The following is a 16,387-nucleotide window of genomic DNA, read 5'->3' on the forward strand; positions in this document are numbered from 1 at the left end:
TACGATCGGTGATAGCGGGCCTGGCGTGCCATGAGGCGCTCGGTCGGGCGGGAAAACCACGCCCGATTCGACCTCATTGGCGCGCTCTCCCTTTAACACGTTTGTTGCACGATCGGTGATGGCGGGCCTAGCGTGCCATGAGGCGCTCGGTCGGGCGGGAAAACCACGCCCGATTCGACCTCATTGGCGCGCTCTCCCTTTAACACGTTTGTTGCACGATCGGTGATGGCGGGCCTAGCGTGCCATGAGGCGCTCGGTCGGGCGGGAAAACCACGCCCGATTCGACCTCATTGGCGCGCTCTCCCTTTAACACGTTTGTTGCACGATCGGTGATGGCGGGCCTAGCGTGCCATGAGGCGCTCGGTCGGGCGGGAAAACCACGCCCGATTCGACCTCATTGGCGCGCTCTCCCTTTAACACGTTTGTTGCACGATCGGTGATGGCGGGCCTGGCGTGCCATGAGGCGCTCGGTCGGGCGGGAAAACCACGCCCGATTCGACCTCATTGGCGCGCTCTCCCTTTAACACGCACTTACTTTGACATGCTCGGTTCCCCTCAGGATAAACTATGGCCCATTCATTGAATGGGCCATATGCCTCAGTCCTTCTGTTCCTCATGCTCTTCCCACGAGCGGGCGCGCGCCACGGCCTTTTGCCAGCCGCGGTAGCGCACATTGCGCTCCACGGTTTCAATGCCGGGATGGAATTCCCGCTCGATAACCGATTTGCTCCTCACCTCGTCCAGATCGTTCCAGAAGCCCACCGCCAGTCCGGCCAGGTAGGCCGCCCCCAGCGCGGTCACTTCCCGCACCGCAGGCCGCTCCACCCGGGTGCCCAGGATATCCGACTGGAATTGCATCAGGAAGTTATTGGCCACCGCGCCGCCGTCCACCCGCAGCGACTTCAGCCGGGCGCCGGAATCCCCCTGCATGGCATCCAGCAAATCCCGGGTCTGGAACGCGATGGACTCAAGCGTCGCGCGGATAATATGGTTGGCGTTGACGCCGCGGGTGATGCCGAAGATGGCCCCGCGCGCATAGGGGTCCCAGTAGGGGGCCCCCAGGCCGGTAAAGGCCGGCACCACGTAGACGCCGTTGGTGTCTTTTACCTTGCAGGCAAAATAATCGCTGTCGGCGGCGTCGCTGATAAGCTTCATTTCATCGCGCAGCCACTGGATGGCCGCGCCGGCGACGAACACCGCCCCTTCCAGCGCATAGTTCACCTCGCCGCGCGGGCCGCAGGCGATGGTGGTCAGCAGGCCGTGTTTCGACCGTACCGCTTCGGTGCCGGTATTCATCAGCAGGAAGCAGCCGGTGCCGTAGGTATTCTTGGCCATGCCCTTCTCGACGCACAGCTGGCCGTACAGCGCGGCCTGTTGGTCGCCGGCGATGCCGGCGATGGGAATACGGATTCCCCCTTTACCGCCGATATTGGTCTGGCCGTAGACCTCCGAAGAGGAGCGCACCGTCGGCAGCATGGAGCGTGGGATATCCAGCACATCCAGCATTTTTTCATCCCAGTCAAGAGCATGGATATTGAACAGCATGGTGCGGGAAGCGTTGGTATAGTCGGTCACATGCACCCGGCCCTGGGTCATGCGCCAAATCAGCCAGGTATCAATGGTGCCGAACAGCAGCTCGCCGCGCCTGGCCCGTTCCCTGGCGCCCTCGACGTTATCCAGGATCCATTTGACCTTGGTGCCGGAGAAATAGGGGTCGATAACCAGCCCGGTGGTTTCACGGACATACTCTTCCAGCCCGTCGTTTTTCAGTTTTTCGCAGATATCGGCGGTGCGGCGGCATTGCCAGACAATGGCGTTGTACACCGGTTTCCCGGTTTCTTTGTCCCATACCACCGCGGTTTCACGCTGGTTGGTGATGCCGATGCCGGCAATCTGGTCGGAGCTGATATCGGCCTTGGCCAGGACCTCCACCAGGGTTGAACTTTGCGACGCCCAGATTTCCATCGGGTCATGCTCCACCCAGCCGGGCTTGGGATAGATTTGAGCGAATTCGCGCTGCGAAACGCTGACGATATTAGCCTCGTGGTCGAGAACAATCGCCCGGGAACTGGTGGTGCCCTGGTCGAGGGCTACAATGTATTTTTTTTCAGATGGCATGATGTTTACCTGCAAAAGTTATCGTTCTTATAAGGGATATTACGCTTTATGCTCGCTGCCGGCGCGGTGCGTCTCTTCCAGTCCGTCTTCGTTTACGGCGCAAGGCAGATAGGGGCCGATAAGCGCACGGTAGCCGAACGCCCCCAGGCAGGCGCCCACCACCGGCGCAATCAGCGGAACCAGGAAGTAGGGAATATCGCGTCCGCCGGTAAAGGCCACTTTGCCCCAGCCGGCCAGATAGGCAAATACCTTGGGTCCGAAATCACGGGCCGGATTGAGGGCGAAGCCGGTCAGCGGTCCCATGGATGCGCCAAGCAGCGCAATGAGCAGGCCGATGAGCAGCGGCGCCAGCGGGCCGCGGGGGATGCCGTTGCCGTCATCGGTCAGCGCCAGGATCAGGCACAGCAGAATGGCGGCGATAACCGTTTCCACAAAGAATGCCTGTATCACGGTGATGTGCGCATTGGGATAGGTGGAAAAAATGCCGGCGAGCTGCAGGCTTTCCACGCTTCCCCGCACCATATGGTTGGCCTGTTCGAAATCAAAAAACAGGTTGTAATAAAGGAAATAGACCACCGCCGCGCCGATAAAGGCACCGAGCATTTGCGCGATAATGTAGGGCAGCAATTTACGGCCTTCGAAATTGCCGAATAGACACAGGGCGATGGAAACCGCCGGATTCAGGTGGGCGCCGGACACCGCGGCGGTGAGATATACCGCCATGGCGACGCCGATGCCCCAGATGATGCTGATTTCCCATTGTCCGAAGCTGGCTCCCGCCACTTTAAGCGCGGCGACGCAGCCGACGCCGAAGAAGATTAACAGAGCTGTCCCAAGAAATTCAGCTATGCACTGGCCTTTTAGCGTGGGCGTTTTTAATTGGCTCATAGACTTTTCCTGCTGGCATATAGGTGGATCAAGGCAGAGTAGGTTCTGCATACCAAAACAGTTGTAACCTAAAGGCATAAGTAGGTATGGAGCGAGTTTATCGTTAACGAGCAAAAACGAGAAATATCGAAATCTAAATGTGTGCAATGCGTCATGAAATGATCGAAAACGACTAATTTTGAGAGATTTCCGCTCATGAGCGAAAATTTTATTTTCGAAACATGAGGCTACGAACCGCGCCCGGCAGGGAGCGGATAAGGAAATGGCCGCGCAAGGAACGCCGGCCTATCTACGGCGGCGCCTTGCGCCTTAAGATAAGGTATTAAACCACAAATCCATCGCCCGGCTTTCCGGGGACAGTCCTTTCGTCACTGAGACGGTTATGACTCCAGCGCCTGCGCCAGCAGGGTGATGGGATGTTCGCAGCGCTTGCCGGTGGACATCTCAATCTGCCATTTGCAGGTCTCGCAGTCCGTCACCACCAGGTCAACGCCGCTCTCTTCAATCTGGCGAAACAGCGGGGCGCCGATGGACTGGGAGCTGGCGTAATTTTCCGACTTGAACCCGTATGTCCCCGCAATGCCGCAGCATTGTGAGTCCAACACCGTCAGCTCCAGACCCGGAATGCGGCGCAACAGTTCAATCGTATAGGCGCCCCAGCCCATTTTTTCCATATGGCAGGGGGTGTGGTACGCCACCCGCAAAGGTGTATGTTTCAGGGGCAGGGTTTTGCCCCCGTCCAGCAGGCGGTAGAGATAACGGGTCGCCAGCTCCACTCGTTCCCGCACCGCCGAGGTATCCACATCCAGCAGATGGGGATATTCATCGCGCAGGGCATAAATACAGCTCGATGAGGTGCCCACCACCGCTATGCCCTGCGTCAGCACCGACTCCCGCAGCGATTCATTATTAACTCTGGCCTGTTTTTGCGCCTGTTGGATAAAGCCGTTGGCAATCAGCGGCACACCGCAGCATTTCTCGCGCTTTAGCAACTGCACGCCGGTACCCACGGCGTTGAAGACCCGGATCAGGTCCTTGCCCAGCTGCGGATGGTTATAATTAACGAAACAGCCGTGAAAAAACGCCACCTGATCCTGATACCGCCGCTGGCTTGCGGCCTGTTGGCGATACCAGCGGCGAAAGGTGCCGAAGGAGTATTTCGGCAGCGTACGGCGATGATCTATCTTCAAGGCGCTGTCCAGCAGACGGCGGACCGGCGCCAGGCCGGTGGCGATATTCACCACGGGAGCAAACGGCGTCGACAGTCGGCCCATGATATCGGTATGGCTGAGGAGAGCATCGCGCAGGCTGGGCTTGTGCTGAGAATAGCTCGCCTTCGCCCGCTGGATAATATCGCCGATGCGCACCTCTGACGGACAGGCCACCTCACAGCGTTTGCAGTTGGTGCAGTAAATCAGCGCCTCGTCGAACAACGCCGGGTCCTTCAACCGCAGCCGTTCTCCGTCCGGCCCGGCCTGCTTAGGCCCCGGATATAATGGATTCACCTTGGCCACCGGGCAGTAGGTGGTGCAGACCGTACATTTGATACAGCTTTCGAAGCTTAAGTCTTTTGGCAGGTTCATGCTGTTTCCTTAAGCGACAGGGCAATCCGCTGTGCGGCGTGCAGGGCGCTGATAAGGGAAACGCCAGCGCCGCAGCCCTGCTGCAACGGATCGTACCCCCCCAGCACCGCCCCGACGGCATAGAGATTTTCCACCGGCTCATTATTGAGCAGCGCGCGCAGGCGGTGGTCGGTTTTCACGCCGAACTGCAGATAGGGTTGGGGCTCGAAAAAACCCGCCCGGCCCCATTCGCCGCGATCGGCGTGACCCCAGACATCGGCGCCGAACACCGGTTCGTAAATCCGGTCGCGGTCGGCCATCAGTCCGTTGCTGAAAAAGCTGCCGCCGGCCAGCACCACCTGCTGCGCCCGCAGCATAATATCCGTATGGCTGCGGGTATAGACCCCCGCGATACGCCGTCCGTCAAACTCAGCCTTCAGTACGCGGTCTCCCGGCATAAAAACGCCGCCGAGCCGGCAAAAGCGCTGGCGCAGCGCCTGAAATATACGCAGCCCCAGCAGCGAGGGCGGCAGGGTCGGCAATAAACGCACCGGCCGGCCTACCGCGGCGCGCAGCTGCTCAAGGGGGCCGGGGCCGTCCAAACCGATACAGGCCGGCAGAATGATGCACTGGGCATCCCCCGCCAGGCGATTAAGCTCTTCCGCCAGGGCCTGGGTATTTTTCGCGATATCCAGCACCCGGGCAATATTCACCGCGCGGAACTCGCTGGGATTATTACGCAGCGGATCCAGCGCCGGCAGATGGACATAAGCCGCGTCGGCTTCTATGCCCTGTTCCGTCGCCAGTGAACCGGCCACCAGATGCGGCTCGAAATCCAGGAATCCTTCGATGCCCGCCACCAATACCTTTTCCCAGGGCAATGTTTGCCCGAGTTCGGTGACCGGGATATCCTCCGGGCTGAGCCAGGTTGCGCGCCGGGTGCCCAGGGGAGTTATGCGATAATGGTTCTGCGCCCCGCGGCCGAACAGGGGGATGCCGCATCGGGCCAGCAGCGCCTGGGATTCACGGGCCAGGGCCGCCACGGTGTCGGCCCCAAGGATACTGTAGGGATGGTGGGGCGCCTGCCGGGCCAATTCACCCAGCGCCTCCAGGGGAGCGGTTACCGGGGTGCCGTCCGGCAGGCGGGACAATAAATCCAGCGATCCGGAAGAAAAAAACAGCGCCCCCTGGCCGGCGCTGACCACGCCACAGCGTTTGCCCTGTTCCGCCAGGCGGATAGCGCAGCTTAAACCGGCCAGGCCGCCGCCAATCACCACGACATCAAATTCCATGTTCCGCCTCCGGTTTGTCATTGTCTTCACGGCCGTCAAGACCGCACAGTCCCTGGTAGACCCAACTGGTAAATTCGCTTTCCCGCAGCGCGTTTCCCCAGGCGATGGGCCGGATGCCTTTCCATCGTTCGTCAAGAAACTGCGAGAGCTGCCGGATGGACTGCTGCGGCGTGGCGACGTTAAATCGCGTCAACAGCCCGGCGGCGCGGCAGGCGCAGAGTTCGCCCTGGCAGGTGCCCATGCCCACCCGCGTCCGCCGCCTGAGGTCGGTAAGATTGTTGACCGTCAGGGAATCCACCGCATAGCGCACCTCGCCGGCGGTGACCGCCTCGCATTCGCAGACCAGGCTATTATCCAGCCGATTGCCCCAGGGCACCCGGCTGACTCGGTCGCCGTGACGATAGCGCGCCGACCCGGCAATGCTGGCGGGCAGCGGCAGCATGCCGACGGCGGTCTCCTTCGCCGGGGCGTGAGAACCGGGCAAAACCTCCCGTGCGGTGGTGCAGGATGCGTTGACGCCCAATTTTTCGCACACCTTGTCGGTGGCCCATTCCGCCATCAGGCGATAGGTCATCAGTTTGCCGCCGGTGATGGTGATGAATCCTTCCATACCGTCGCGGCTGGCGTGGTCGAGCAAAACAATGCCGCGGCTGACGTTGCGTCCGGAGGGATCGTCGTCGCTGGCCACCAGGGGCCGTACTCCGGCGTAGGCGCGCAGCAGGCGGGTAGCGGCCAGGGCCGGGGCCAGCAGCGCCCCTTCGCGAATCAGCAGATCCACTTCCTGCGCCGTGACCTGCAACCGGTCGATGTCGGCATAATCCACGTGGGTGGAGGTGGTGCCGATAAGGGAGATGGTGTCTCCCGGCACCAGGATATCGGCATCCGCCGGAGCGCGGCAGCGGTTAATCACCATATTGTTGATGCGGTGGCCCAATATCAACAGCGCGCCTTTGGCCGGGAACATCCGGATGCGCAGGTCGGCATATTCGGCGATCTTCTGGCCCCAAATCCCGGCGGCGTTGACCACCACCTGGCCACGGATCTCATGACGCAGGCCGGTCTGGTGGTCGAAAACGCGCACACCGCTGACGCGGTCGCCCTGGCGGATAAGACCGGTCACTTCGTGATAGGTTAAAAAGCATGCGCCCTGTTCGCGGGCGTCGAGCATATTGGCGACGGTGAGCCGAAACGGATCGACGGTGCCGTCCGGCACGCGTACTGCGCCGGTAAGGGAGGGATTGACCGAAGGTTCCAGCCGCAGGGCCTCGGCGGGATCGATGGCTCGCGCGTCAATGCCGGCATCGTTGCAGGAGCGGATAAAACGCTGCTGATACGCCAGGGAATCCTGCGGCAAGGTGATAAAAAGCCCGTCGGTGGGCTCGATGCAGTGCCGGGCGATATGCTTGAGAATGCGATTTTCCGCGATGCATTCCCGTGCGGACTCGCCGTCGGTCACCGCATAGCGCGCGCCGCTGTGCAGCAGGCCATGGTTATGCCCGGTGGCTCCGCTGGCGATGTCGTACCGCTCAAGCAGCAGGCAGCGCAGCCCCCGGCGGGCGCAATCCCGCGCAATGCCCGCCCCGGTGGCGCCGCCGCCGATGATGATGACATCCGTATCCGCGTAAGGAGAACGGCCTTTTATTACCTTGTCCGTAACGACGTCCATAACCTAACCCTGTATCTGGCGGAACCTTAGGAGGACAGTAAGGCACAGATAAATGTAAAAATGTTTGATTAAGAGCAAAAACGAACATTAAACGAAAATAAAAGGCGCGATAAAATCCATTTATGTGATTGCCGTCATACCTTATACGTGACTTCAGAAATGATTGAAAATCCAGTACAGCCCCGCTGAAAGCAGGATTGAGGCCGGCAGCGTCAGGACCCAGGCCATCAGCAGGTTGCGCAGCGTGGACATTTGCAGGCCGGATTTATTGGCCGCCATGGTGCCGGCGACGCCGGAAGAGAGCACATGGGTAGTGGAGACCGGCAGGCCGAACACATCCGCCGCGCCGATGGTTACCATCGCCACGACCTCGGCGCTGGCGCCTTGGGCATAGGTAAGATGTGTTTTGCCGATTTTCTCGCCCACGGTGACCACGATGCGCCGCCAGCCCACCATGGTACCCAGGCCCAGAGCGATGGCCACCACCACTTTGACCCAGAGCGGGATAAAGCGGGTCGCGCTGTCAAGCCCGCTTTTCAGCGCATCCAGATTATGCAGCGTGCCGGCCGGCAGCGTAAGGGACTTCTCCGCCTTCACGCGCTTGATGGTCTCGGAGGCCAGATACATATCATTGCGGGTATTGGAGACCGAGCGCGCCGGGATTTTGTCCATCGAACCGTACCGGCTGAGCTCATTGCCGATGGTGCCGATCAGCTGCGCCAGGGCGGGTATCACCTCCGGCGTCAGCTTGCTGGTGTCGACATAACCCGTCAGTACCGTACGGGCGGGCGTATTGCCGGTGGCGGGAAACTGCTGCAGCAAATCGTTTTTGACGGTAGTCGCCAGGGCGGCCACCTGCGGGGCTTGCTCCGGCGGCAGGGCACGGTTCAGAGCATAGGCGATAGGCATGGTGCCCACCAGGATCAGCATGATAAGCCCCATGCCTTTCTGTCCGTCGTTGGAACCGTGGGCGAAAGAAACCCCGGTGCAGGTCAGGATAAGCAGGCTGCGGATCCACAGCGGCGGCGGACTGTCGCCCTTGGGGGCGGCGTAGAGCTGGCGGTTTTTGATAAAGACCTTCATCACCAGCAACAGCAGCGCCGAGAAGACAAAACCCACCACCGGCGACAACAGCAGGGAATAGCCGATGCTGATTGCCTGGCCCCAGTCGACGCCGCTGGCGCCGGTGCGGCCGTGAATCAGCGCGTTGGCGACGCCGACGCCGATAATGGACCCGATAAGCGTATGGGACGAAGACGCCGGCAGACCGAGCCACCAGGTGCCGAGATTCCATATAATGGCGGAAAACAGCAGAGCATAGACCATGGCGAAGCCATTGCCGGTGCCGGCCTGCAGAATAAGCTCTACCGGCAGCAGGGAAATAATGCCGAACGCCACGATGCCGCTGGAGAGCACGACCCCGAGGAAATTAAAGAAGCCGGACCATACCACCGCCACCATCGGCGACAGTGAATGGGTATAGATGACGGTAGCCACCGCGTTGGCGGTATCGTGGAACCCGTTGACAAATTCGAAGCCAAGGGCAATCAGCAGGGCCAGACCCAATAACAGGAAGGGAACATAGCTGGTATATTCCTCGCCGGCGTTGGTCACGTCGTTAAAAAGATTCACTCCGGCGAACGCGATGCCGAGTACCAGAAGCAAAACAAAAAAAAGAACAGATGTCCGGCTGTTCTTTTTATATATTTTCGGCAACCCCGGCGCGGCTTGCGCGCCCTGCCGAATGGCGCTGTTTTCGCTCATAGAAGACCTTTATCCAGTTATACCCGTCATCTTCCAAGCCGCTGGTTCGTTAGCGCTTTCCTGCAGCTCAAACTATTCAGGGTATAGATGCCATATAAGATGCCTTGAAAAAATATCGTCATAGACCCGTGGCGTGCCTGTTAATTATTCGCAATCAATGTGACTTATTTATGAAGTAAAGGTTAAAGGTTTGGCATCTTGTGAGAGAGGGGGGCTTTCGACGGAGCGATGCCGGATTTCACCGCCAGGTCGGCCCGGATGTGGGCATTGACGCGAACGGTAAAGAAAAACGACGGCAAGATTTCTTAAAACGTGATCGATATTGTACTACAATGAAAAAATATGGTGCTACAATAATCACCGGTTTGCGGCTAAACGGCTCAAAATTGTGCGGCGGTTCAGCGTCATAAAGCCATAAAATGATAAAGTGACGTTATTTTTCACCTCTTGGAATTTTTATGGACCGTCAGACATTAAGCAAAACCGATCGCATTATTCATGAAATGGGCCAGCAGATCGTCAGCGGCAAGTATATACCCGGTACCGGATTACCGTCTGAAGCGGAGCTTTGCGAGGAGTTCCAAACCTCGCGCAACATTATCCGCGAAGTGCTGCGCGCGCTGATGGCCAAGAATCTGATAGAAATCATTCGCTACCGCGGCGCTTTTGTCAGCGTGCGCAACAAGTGGAACTATCTGGATACCGATGTTCTGCAATGGGTGCTGGCCATGGATTACGATCCCAGGCTGATAGCCTCGCTGACGGAAGTACGCCATTTGGTGGAGCCCACCATCGCAAGATGGGCGGCGGAGCGGGCAACGTCCAGCGAGCTGGCGGTTATCGAGACGGCGCTGAACGACATGATTGCCAACAGCCACGATCGCGACGCGTTCAACGAAGCGGACATCCGCTATCACCAGGCGGTGCTAAGCGCGGTGCATAATCCGGTATTGCAGCAACTGGGAGTAGCCATCAGCTCGCTGCAGCGCGCGGTGTTTGAACGCACCTATATGGCGGATGAAAGCAATATGCCCAGGACGCTGAAAGAACATCAGAATCTCTACGACGCCATCAGGCATCAGGACAGCGTGGCGGCGGAACAAGCGGCGGTTACCATGATCGCCAGCTCGACCCAGAGATTGAAGGACATTACATGAGCAGTTGAAGGAAATGACATGAGCAAAAGTTATATCGCTATTGATTGGGGATCAACGAATTTACGCGCCTGGCTCTATCTTGACGGCGTACTGGCGGATACCCGGCAGTCGGAAGCCGGCGTGACCAGGCTGAACGGCCGTACGCCGCAGCAGGTATTTCAAGAGGTGACGGCGCCGTGGCGCCGGCACGGGGTGCCGGTGATCATGGCCGGTATGGTAGGCAGCAACGCCGGCTGGATTTCGGTACCTTATTTACCCTGTCCCACGGACCTCGCCTCACTGGCGGGCCGCCTCACCCGCGTTGAACAGGCGGCCCCGCAGTCGGCCTGGATTATTCCCGGCATCAGTATTGTCAGCGATAGCAACTGCAATGTCATGCGCGGAGAAGAGACCCAACTGCTGGGGGCCTACCGCACCCAGCCTTCGTCCCTGTACCTGATGCCCGGCACCCACTCCAAATGGGTACGCCTGGAAAACGGCGTTATCAACGATTTTCGCACAGTGATGACCGGCGAATTGCACCACCTTCTCATCAAGCAGTCGCTCATCGGCGTCGGGTTATCTGAACAGCAGCCGAATCCGGCGGTTTTCCGGCAGGGGATGGAGCAGGGCTTTAACCAAAGCAATATCCTGCGCTGCCTGTTTGAAATCCGCGCCGCCCACGTGCTGGGCCAACTGGATAAAAGCGCGGTGAGCGAATGGCTCTCCGGACTGCTCATCGGCAATGAAGTGGCGCAAATGCGGCGGGACTGGGGTATCGCCAAAGGCGAAACGGTGACGGTTATCGGCAATCCGCAGCTTGCCGCCCGCTATCAGCAGGCATTGGAGTATGCCGATCTTCATCACAGGTTGCTGGACGGCGACGAGACCTTTCAAGCTGGAATAAGGAGCATATTAAATGAGCTGGACCAATAGATTACCCTTGATTGCCATTTTGCGCGGCATCACTCCGGAGGAAGTGCTGGAGCACGTTGAGGTATTGCTGGATGCGGGTTTTGAGGCGGTGGAAATCCCGCTGAATTCCCCGGACTGGCAAGAAAGCATAGGCAAGACGGTAAAAGCCTACGGCCAGCGGGCATTAATCGGCGCCGGCACGGTGCTTAAACCGGGGCAGGTGGATATCCTGGCGGCATTGGGCTGCAAGCTGCTGGTGACGCCTAATATCAATGCTGAAATTATTCACCGGGCCGTAGGCTACGGCATGGAAGTCTGCCCCGGCTGCGCCACCGCCACGGAGGCGTTCACCGCGCTGGACGCAGGCGCCCAGGCGTTGAAAATATTCCCCTCGGTAGCGTTCGGGCCGGATTATATCAAGGCCCTCAAGGCGGTATTGCCTCCGGATGTTCCGGTATTCGCCGTAGGCGGCGTATCGCCGGAAAATCTCCATCTCTATCTCAAGGCCGGCTGCATCGGCGCCGGTTTGGGCAGCGATTTGTACCGCGCCGGCCAGCCGGTCAGCCGAACCGCCCAGCAGGCAAAAGCCTTTGTCCGCGCCTATAAAGAGGCGCTGGCGCAACACTAACGGGCAACGAACGTGTTAAAGGGAGAGCGCGCCAATGAGGTCGAATCGGGCGTGGTTTTCCCGCCCGACCGAGCGCCTCATGGCACGCTAGGCCCGCAATCACCGATCGTGCAACAAACGTGTTAAAGGGAGAGCGCGCCAATGAGGTCGAATCGGGCGTGGTTTTCCCGCCCGACCGAGCGCCTCATGGCACGCTAGGCCCGCAATCACCGATCGTGCAACAAACGTGTTAAAGGGAGAGCGCGCCAATGAGGTCGAATCGGGCGTGGTTTTCCCGCCCGACCGAGCGCCTCATGGCACGCTAGGCCCGCAATCACCGATCGTGCAACAAACGTGTTAAAGGGAGAGCGCGCCAATGAGGTCGAATCGGGCGTGGTTTTCCCGCCCGACCGAGCGCCTCATGGCACGCTAGGCCCGCCATCACCGGACGTGCAACGAGCAATCCCCGTCTCCTCAGCCACACACTGATTATTTCGAATAGCAGCGTTCACCCGCCGGTGGATTCCTCAAAGTGTGATCCAGATTGTAGTACAATATTAAATCTTGATGCTACAATCCAAAACATAATAGTGCGACAGCAAACGCATGCCGTTATTGACCAAGAAGGACGTGAAAATGAAAGTGACAAAGCTGACCACCTACCGTCTACCGCCGCGCTGGATGTTTCTCAAAGTGGAAACCGACGAAGGGATCACCGGCTGGGGCGAGCCGGTGATCGAAGGCCGCGCGCGCACGGTGGAAGCAGCGGTACATGAACTTTCCGAATACGTAATCGGCCAGGATCCCGCGCGCATCAATGATATCTGGTCAACCCTCTATCGCGGCGGTTTTTATCGTGGCGGCCCAATCCTGATGAGCGCCATCGCCGGTATCGATCAGGCGCTGTGGGATATCAAAGGCAAAGCGCTGGGGGTACCGGTGTACCAACTGCCGGGCGGGCTGGGGCGGGATAAGATCAAAGCATACAGCTGGGTAGGGGGAGACCGCCCCGCCGATGTTATCGCCGGCATGAAAAAACTCACCGAGATCGGCTTTGATACCTTTAAGCTCAACGGCTGCGAAGAGATGGGCCTCATCGATAATTCACGCAAAATCGACGCCGCGGTAGCGGTGGCGGCCCAGGTGCGTGAAGCCATGGGCAACGCCATCGAGTTCGGGCTGGATTTCCACGGCCGGGTAAATGCGCCCATGGCAAAGCTGCTGATTAAGGAGCTGGAACCCTATCGTCCGCTGTTTATCGAAGAACCGGTACTGGCGGAGCAGGCGGAATACTACCCGCGCCTGGCGGCGCAAACCGCCATCCCCATCGCCGCCGGCGAACGCATGTTCTCCCGTTACGAATTCAAACGCGTTCTGGCCAACGGCGGCCTGGCCATTGCCCAGCCGGATCTCTCCCACGCCGGCGGCATTACCGAATGCCTGAAAATCGCCTCCATGGCAGAAGCCTATGACGTAGCTCTGGCGCCACACTGCCCGCTGGGTCCCATTGCGCTGGCGTCCTGCCTGCACGTTGACTTTGTTTCCTATAACGCGGTATTGCAGGAACAAAGCATGGGCATTCATTATAACCAGGGGGCAGAGCTGCTGGATTACGTTATTAACAAAGACGATTTTAAAATGACGGACGGTTATTTTTATCCGTTAACCAAACCCGGACTGGGTGTGGAAATCAATGAAGAACTCGTTATTGAGCGCAGCAAAAATGCCGGCGACTGGCGTAACCCGGTATGGCGCTATCCTGACGGCGCGGTGGCGGAATGGTAACCGGCGCCGGACGGTACTAACCCTAATGATACCCGTTATACTTCAACGTGAATTATTGCGGGTATAACCGGGTTGGAAATACGTTACCTCTAGGAAACGGACAGACTGCTTATAAAGTTTACCAGCGGTTGGCCGTGACATTATAAGCCCTACAATAACTCGCCATGACCGATCAAGGGCTTCCTTTGCCTGCCATTCGGCCGTCGCTAAAAGGTGATGATATGACTATCGATTTGGGCACCTCGACCATCAGTAAGCTTAATTTAAAAATAATCCCGTTTATTATTCTCTGTTATTTTATTTCCAATCTCGATAAGACCAATATATCGGTGGCCGCATTACAAATGAATGCCGATCTCGGCTTGACCACCAGTATGTATGGATTAGGGGTAGGGATGTTTTATATTTCCTATATCCTGTTTGAAGTGCCCAGCAATATTATTATGACCCGGGTCGGCGCCAAACTCTGGATCGCCCGCATCATGATCACCTGGGGCCTGGTGAGCACCGGTATGGGGTTTGTCCATACCCCGACCCAGCTCTATATCATGCGTTTCCTGCTGGGCATGGCCGAAGCGGGCTTTGCGCCGGGCATTATCTATTATATTTCCTGCTGGTTCCCGAAAAGCAGCCGGGCACGGGCCATGTCATTCTTTATATGGGCTCGGTACTGGCTTCCATTATCGGCCTGCCCATTTCCGGCAGCATACTCGGCATGCACGGCCTGGCCGATATCGCGGGCTGGCGCTGGCTGTTCTTTATCGAGGGCACGCCGGCGGTGATCATGGGCATTCTGGTACTGTTCTACCTGTCTGACACTCCCGAGAAAGCCCATTGGCTGAGCGCTGAACAAAAAGGCTGGCTAAAGAACAAGCTGGAGCAGGATAACGCCGGCGCGGTGGTGGATAAAAACCACTCATGGGGCAGCGCCTTCAAGAATAAAGTGGTGTGGCTGCTGAGCCTGGTGTGGTTCCTGCAGGCGTTTTGTTCCATCGGGATCACGCTGTTTTTACCGCTGATACTCAAAAGCATGGCGGCGGACAAGAGCAACTTTGTTATCAGCCTGCTCGCAGCGGTGCCCTTTGTGTTTGCCTGCCTGTTTATGTACCTCAACGGCCGCCATTCCGATACCACCAAAGAGCGCTCTTTGCATCTGGGGGTACCGCTGATTATCTCCGGTGTGCTGCTGGCCATCTCGATTTACTGCGCCAATCTGTGGCTAGCCTACATATTACTGGTCCTGACCGTCGGCTTTAACTTTGCCCTGACGCCGATTTTCTGGGCGGTTACCACCGAAAAATTGACCGGCGTGGCGGCCGCGGCCTCCATTGCCTTTATCAATGCCATCGCCAACTTCGCCGGACTGGGGTTGCCGCCGCTACTGGGAAAAATCAAAGACGTCACCAACAGCTACCACTACGGACTGCTGATTATCGCCGTCGCGCTGATTATCGGCGGCATCGTCGGTATTTTTGTCGCCAGAACCCGTGCGCCCGCTGTGGAAGGGAATCCTCTCCCAAGCGTTGACGAACGCGCCCGGAGCTAATAAGGCGGCGCAGGATGGCAGAGGCGTAAAGCCTCTGCGGACTGTGCCGACAGACCCGGCATGTAAAATAAATGACATTAATTATCAGGTAAATATCATGACATATTTCGTAATGAAAGCCGCCATGCTGCCCGACGCGCTGACCCGCCGGCTGGCGGAGAGTTTCCAGATGGCGGACTATGCGCTGCTCTCGGAACGGGAGCGGCAGGTCTTGTCGCCGCAGACCCGCGTGCTGGTGGTGAATGGCGAATCGACGGTGACCGAGGACTTTATCGCCGAATTCCCCGCCCTGGAGCTGATTGCGGTATTCGGCGTCGGTTATGACGGCGTGGATGTGGCGGCGGCGCAACGCCGCGGTATCCGCGTTTCCAACACCCCTGATGTATTAACGGACGATGTGGCGGATATGGCGATGGGATTGATGCTGGCCACCTCCCGGCAAATCGTCGGCGCGCAGCGGTTTATCGAACGGGGCGGCTGGAACGAAGGCGGTTATCCCTGGACCAAAAATAACGATTACCGCCCCCAGCCGGATAGCCGGTGGCAATATTACGCCCATATCGCGGACCTGGCCGCCGCCAGCGACTATTTGATGGTGTGCGTGAACGGCGGCGAGAAAACCCGCTCGCTTATCAACGCGCCCATCATGGCCGCGCTGGGGCGGGAAGGCATCCTGATTAATATCGCCCGGGGCACTGTGGTGGACGAAGCGGATCTGATCCAGGCTCTGGACAGCGGCGCCATCGGCGGCGCCGGACTGGACGTCTTTTCCGACGAACCCCATGTGCCCGCGGCGCTGTACAACCGCGCCAATGTGGTTATAACTCCCCATATGTCCAGCGCAACCCACGCCACCCGCAAAGCGATGTCGGATTTGGTGTTTGACAATGTTGCCGCTTATTTTGCCGGCCGGCCGCTGCTCTCGCCGGTGGCGCCTTATTGATACGGCAGCGGGATAGCTAAACTGTGATCGGCATTGTAGTACAATAAGTAAATATAGCGCTACAATCCTTACTGCCATACTCTCCGCTCTTTATGGGCGGCAAGGTTATTCGTACCGATAATATCGATCTCGAATAACCGTAATATATACAGGGTGATCCTGATG

General features: G+C 58.4%; 11 protein-coding genes and 1 pseudogene. 6 read left to right on the forward strand and 6 right to left on the reverse strand.

Annotation, left to right across the window (positions count from 1 at the left end):
• Positions 1-597: 597 nt before the first annotated feature.
• The 6 genes from glpK to GTU79_RS13220 form a co-directional block, all read right to left on the reverse strand.
• Positions 598-2,118 carry a glycerol kinase GlpK gene (gene glpK / locus GTU79_RS13195; RefSeq protein WP_132921767.1) on the reverse strand — a complete coding sequence of 507 codons (1,521 nt, stop codon included), beginning with the start codon at positions 2,116-2,118 and terminating at the stop codon, positions 598-600.
• Positions 2,119-2,157: 39 nt separating this feature from the next.
• Positions 2,158-3,006 carry an MIP/aquaporin family protein gene (locus tag GTU79_RS13200; RefSeq protein WP_203521579.1) on the reverse strand — a complete coding sequence of 283 codons (849 nt, stop codon included), beginning with the start codon at positions 3,004-3,006 and terminating at the stop codon, positions 2,158-2,160.
• 380 nt (positions 3,007-3,386) lie between these two features.
• Positions 3,387-4,589 carry an anaerobic glycerol-3-phosphate dehydrogenase subunit GlpC gene (gene glpC, locus GTU79_RS13205; RefSeq protein ID WP_203521578.1) on the reverse strand — a complete coding sequence of 401 codons (1,203 nt, stop codon included), beginning with the start codon at positions 4,587-4,589 and terminating at the stop codon, positions 3,387-3,389.
• Positions 4,586-5,860 carry a glycerol-3-phosphate dehydrogenase subunit GlpB gene (gene glpB, locus GTU79_RS13210; RefSeq protein ID WP_203521577.1) on the reverse strand — a complete coding sequence of 425 codons (1,275 nt, stop codon included), beginning with the start codon at positions 5,858-5,860 and terminating at the stop codon, positions 4,586-4,588. Before glpB ends, glpC begins: the two co-directional genes overlap by 4 nt.
• Positions 5,850-7,526: an anaerobic glycerol-3-phosphate dehydrogenase subunit A gene (gene glpA / locus GTU79_RS13215; protein WP_420854163.1), complete on the reverse strand. Its 1,677-nt coding sequence runs from the start codon at positions 7,524-7,526 to the stop codon at positions 5,850-5,852. Before glpA ends, glpB begins: the two co-directional genes overlap by 11 nt.
• Before the next feature lie 153 nt (positions 7,527-7,679).
• Positions 7,680-9,290 carry an inorganic phosphate transporter gene (locus GTU79_RS13220; protein WP_203521576.1) on the reverse strand — a complete coding sequence of 537 codons (1,611 nt, stop codon included), beginning with the start codon at positions 9,288-9,290 and terminating at the stop codon, positions 7,680-7,682.
• Positions 9,291-9,748: 458 nt separating this feature from the next.
• Here GTU79_RS13220 and GTU79_RS13225 point away from each other — a divergent pair, with 458 nt between their 5' ends.
• The 6 genes and pseudogenes from GTU79_RS13225 (at position 9,749) to GTU79_RS13250 (ending at position 16,222) form a co-directional block, all read left to right on the forward strand.
• Positions 9,749-10,447, forward strand: a complete 699-nt coding sequence (locus GTU79_RS13225) for a FadR/GntR family transcriptional regulator (protein WP_132921762.1) — start codon at positions 9,749-9,751, stop codon at positions 10,445-10,447.
• A gap of 18 nt (positions 10,448-10,465) precedes the next feature.
• Positions 10,466-11,362, forward strand: a complete 897-nt coding sequence (locus GTU79_RS13230; RefSeq protein ID WP_132921761.1) for a 2-dehydro-3-deoxygalactonokinase — start codon at positions 10,466-10,468, stop codon at positions 11,360-11,362.
• Entirely contained in the window at positions 11,346-11,969 is a 624-nt protein-coding gene (locus GTU79_RS13235) for a 2-dehydro-3-deoxy-6-phosphogalactonate aldolase (protein ID WP_132921760.1), read from the forward strand. Before GTU79_RS13230 ends, GTU79_RS13235 begins: the two co-directional genes overlap by 17 nt.
• Before the next feature lie 615 nt (positions 11,970-12,584).
• A complete protein-coding gene (gene dgoD / locus GTU79_RS13240; RefSeq protein WP_214514021.1) occupies positions 12,585-13,733 on the forward strand; it encodes a galactonate dehydratase in 1,149 nt (382 codons plus the stop codon).
• 344 nt (positions 13,734-14,077) lie between these two features.
• A pseudogene (locus GTU79_RS13245) lies at positions 14,078-15,279 on the forward strand (MFS transporter).
• 97 nt (positions 15,280-15,376) lie between these two features.
• Positions 15,377-16,222 (forward strand): 2-hydroxyacid dehydrogenase, encoded by an 846-nt coding sequence (locus GTU79_RS13250; protein ID WP_214514022.1) that lies wholly within the window; start codon positions 15,377-15,379, stop codon positions 16,220-16,222.
• Positions 16,223-16,387 lie beyond the last annotated feature (165 nt).

It is taken from the genome of Sodalis ligni, from assembly GCF_016865525.2.
In the GTDB taxonomy this organism is placed as follows: Bacteria; Pseudomonadota; Gammaproteobacteria; order Enterobacterales; family Enterobacteriaceae; genus Acerihabitans; species Acerihabitans ligni.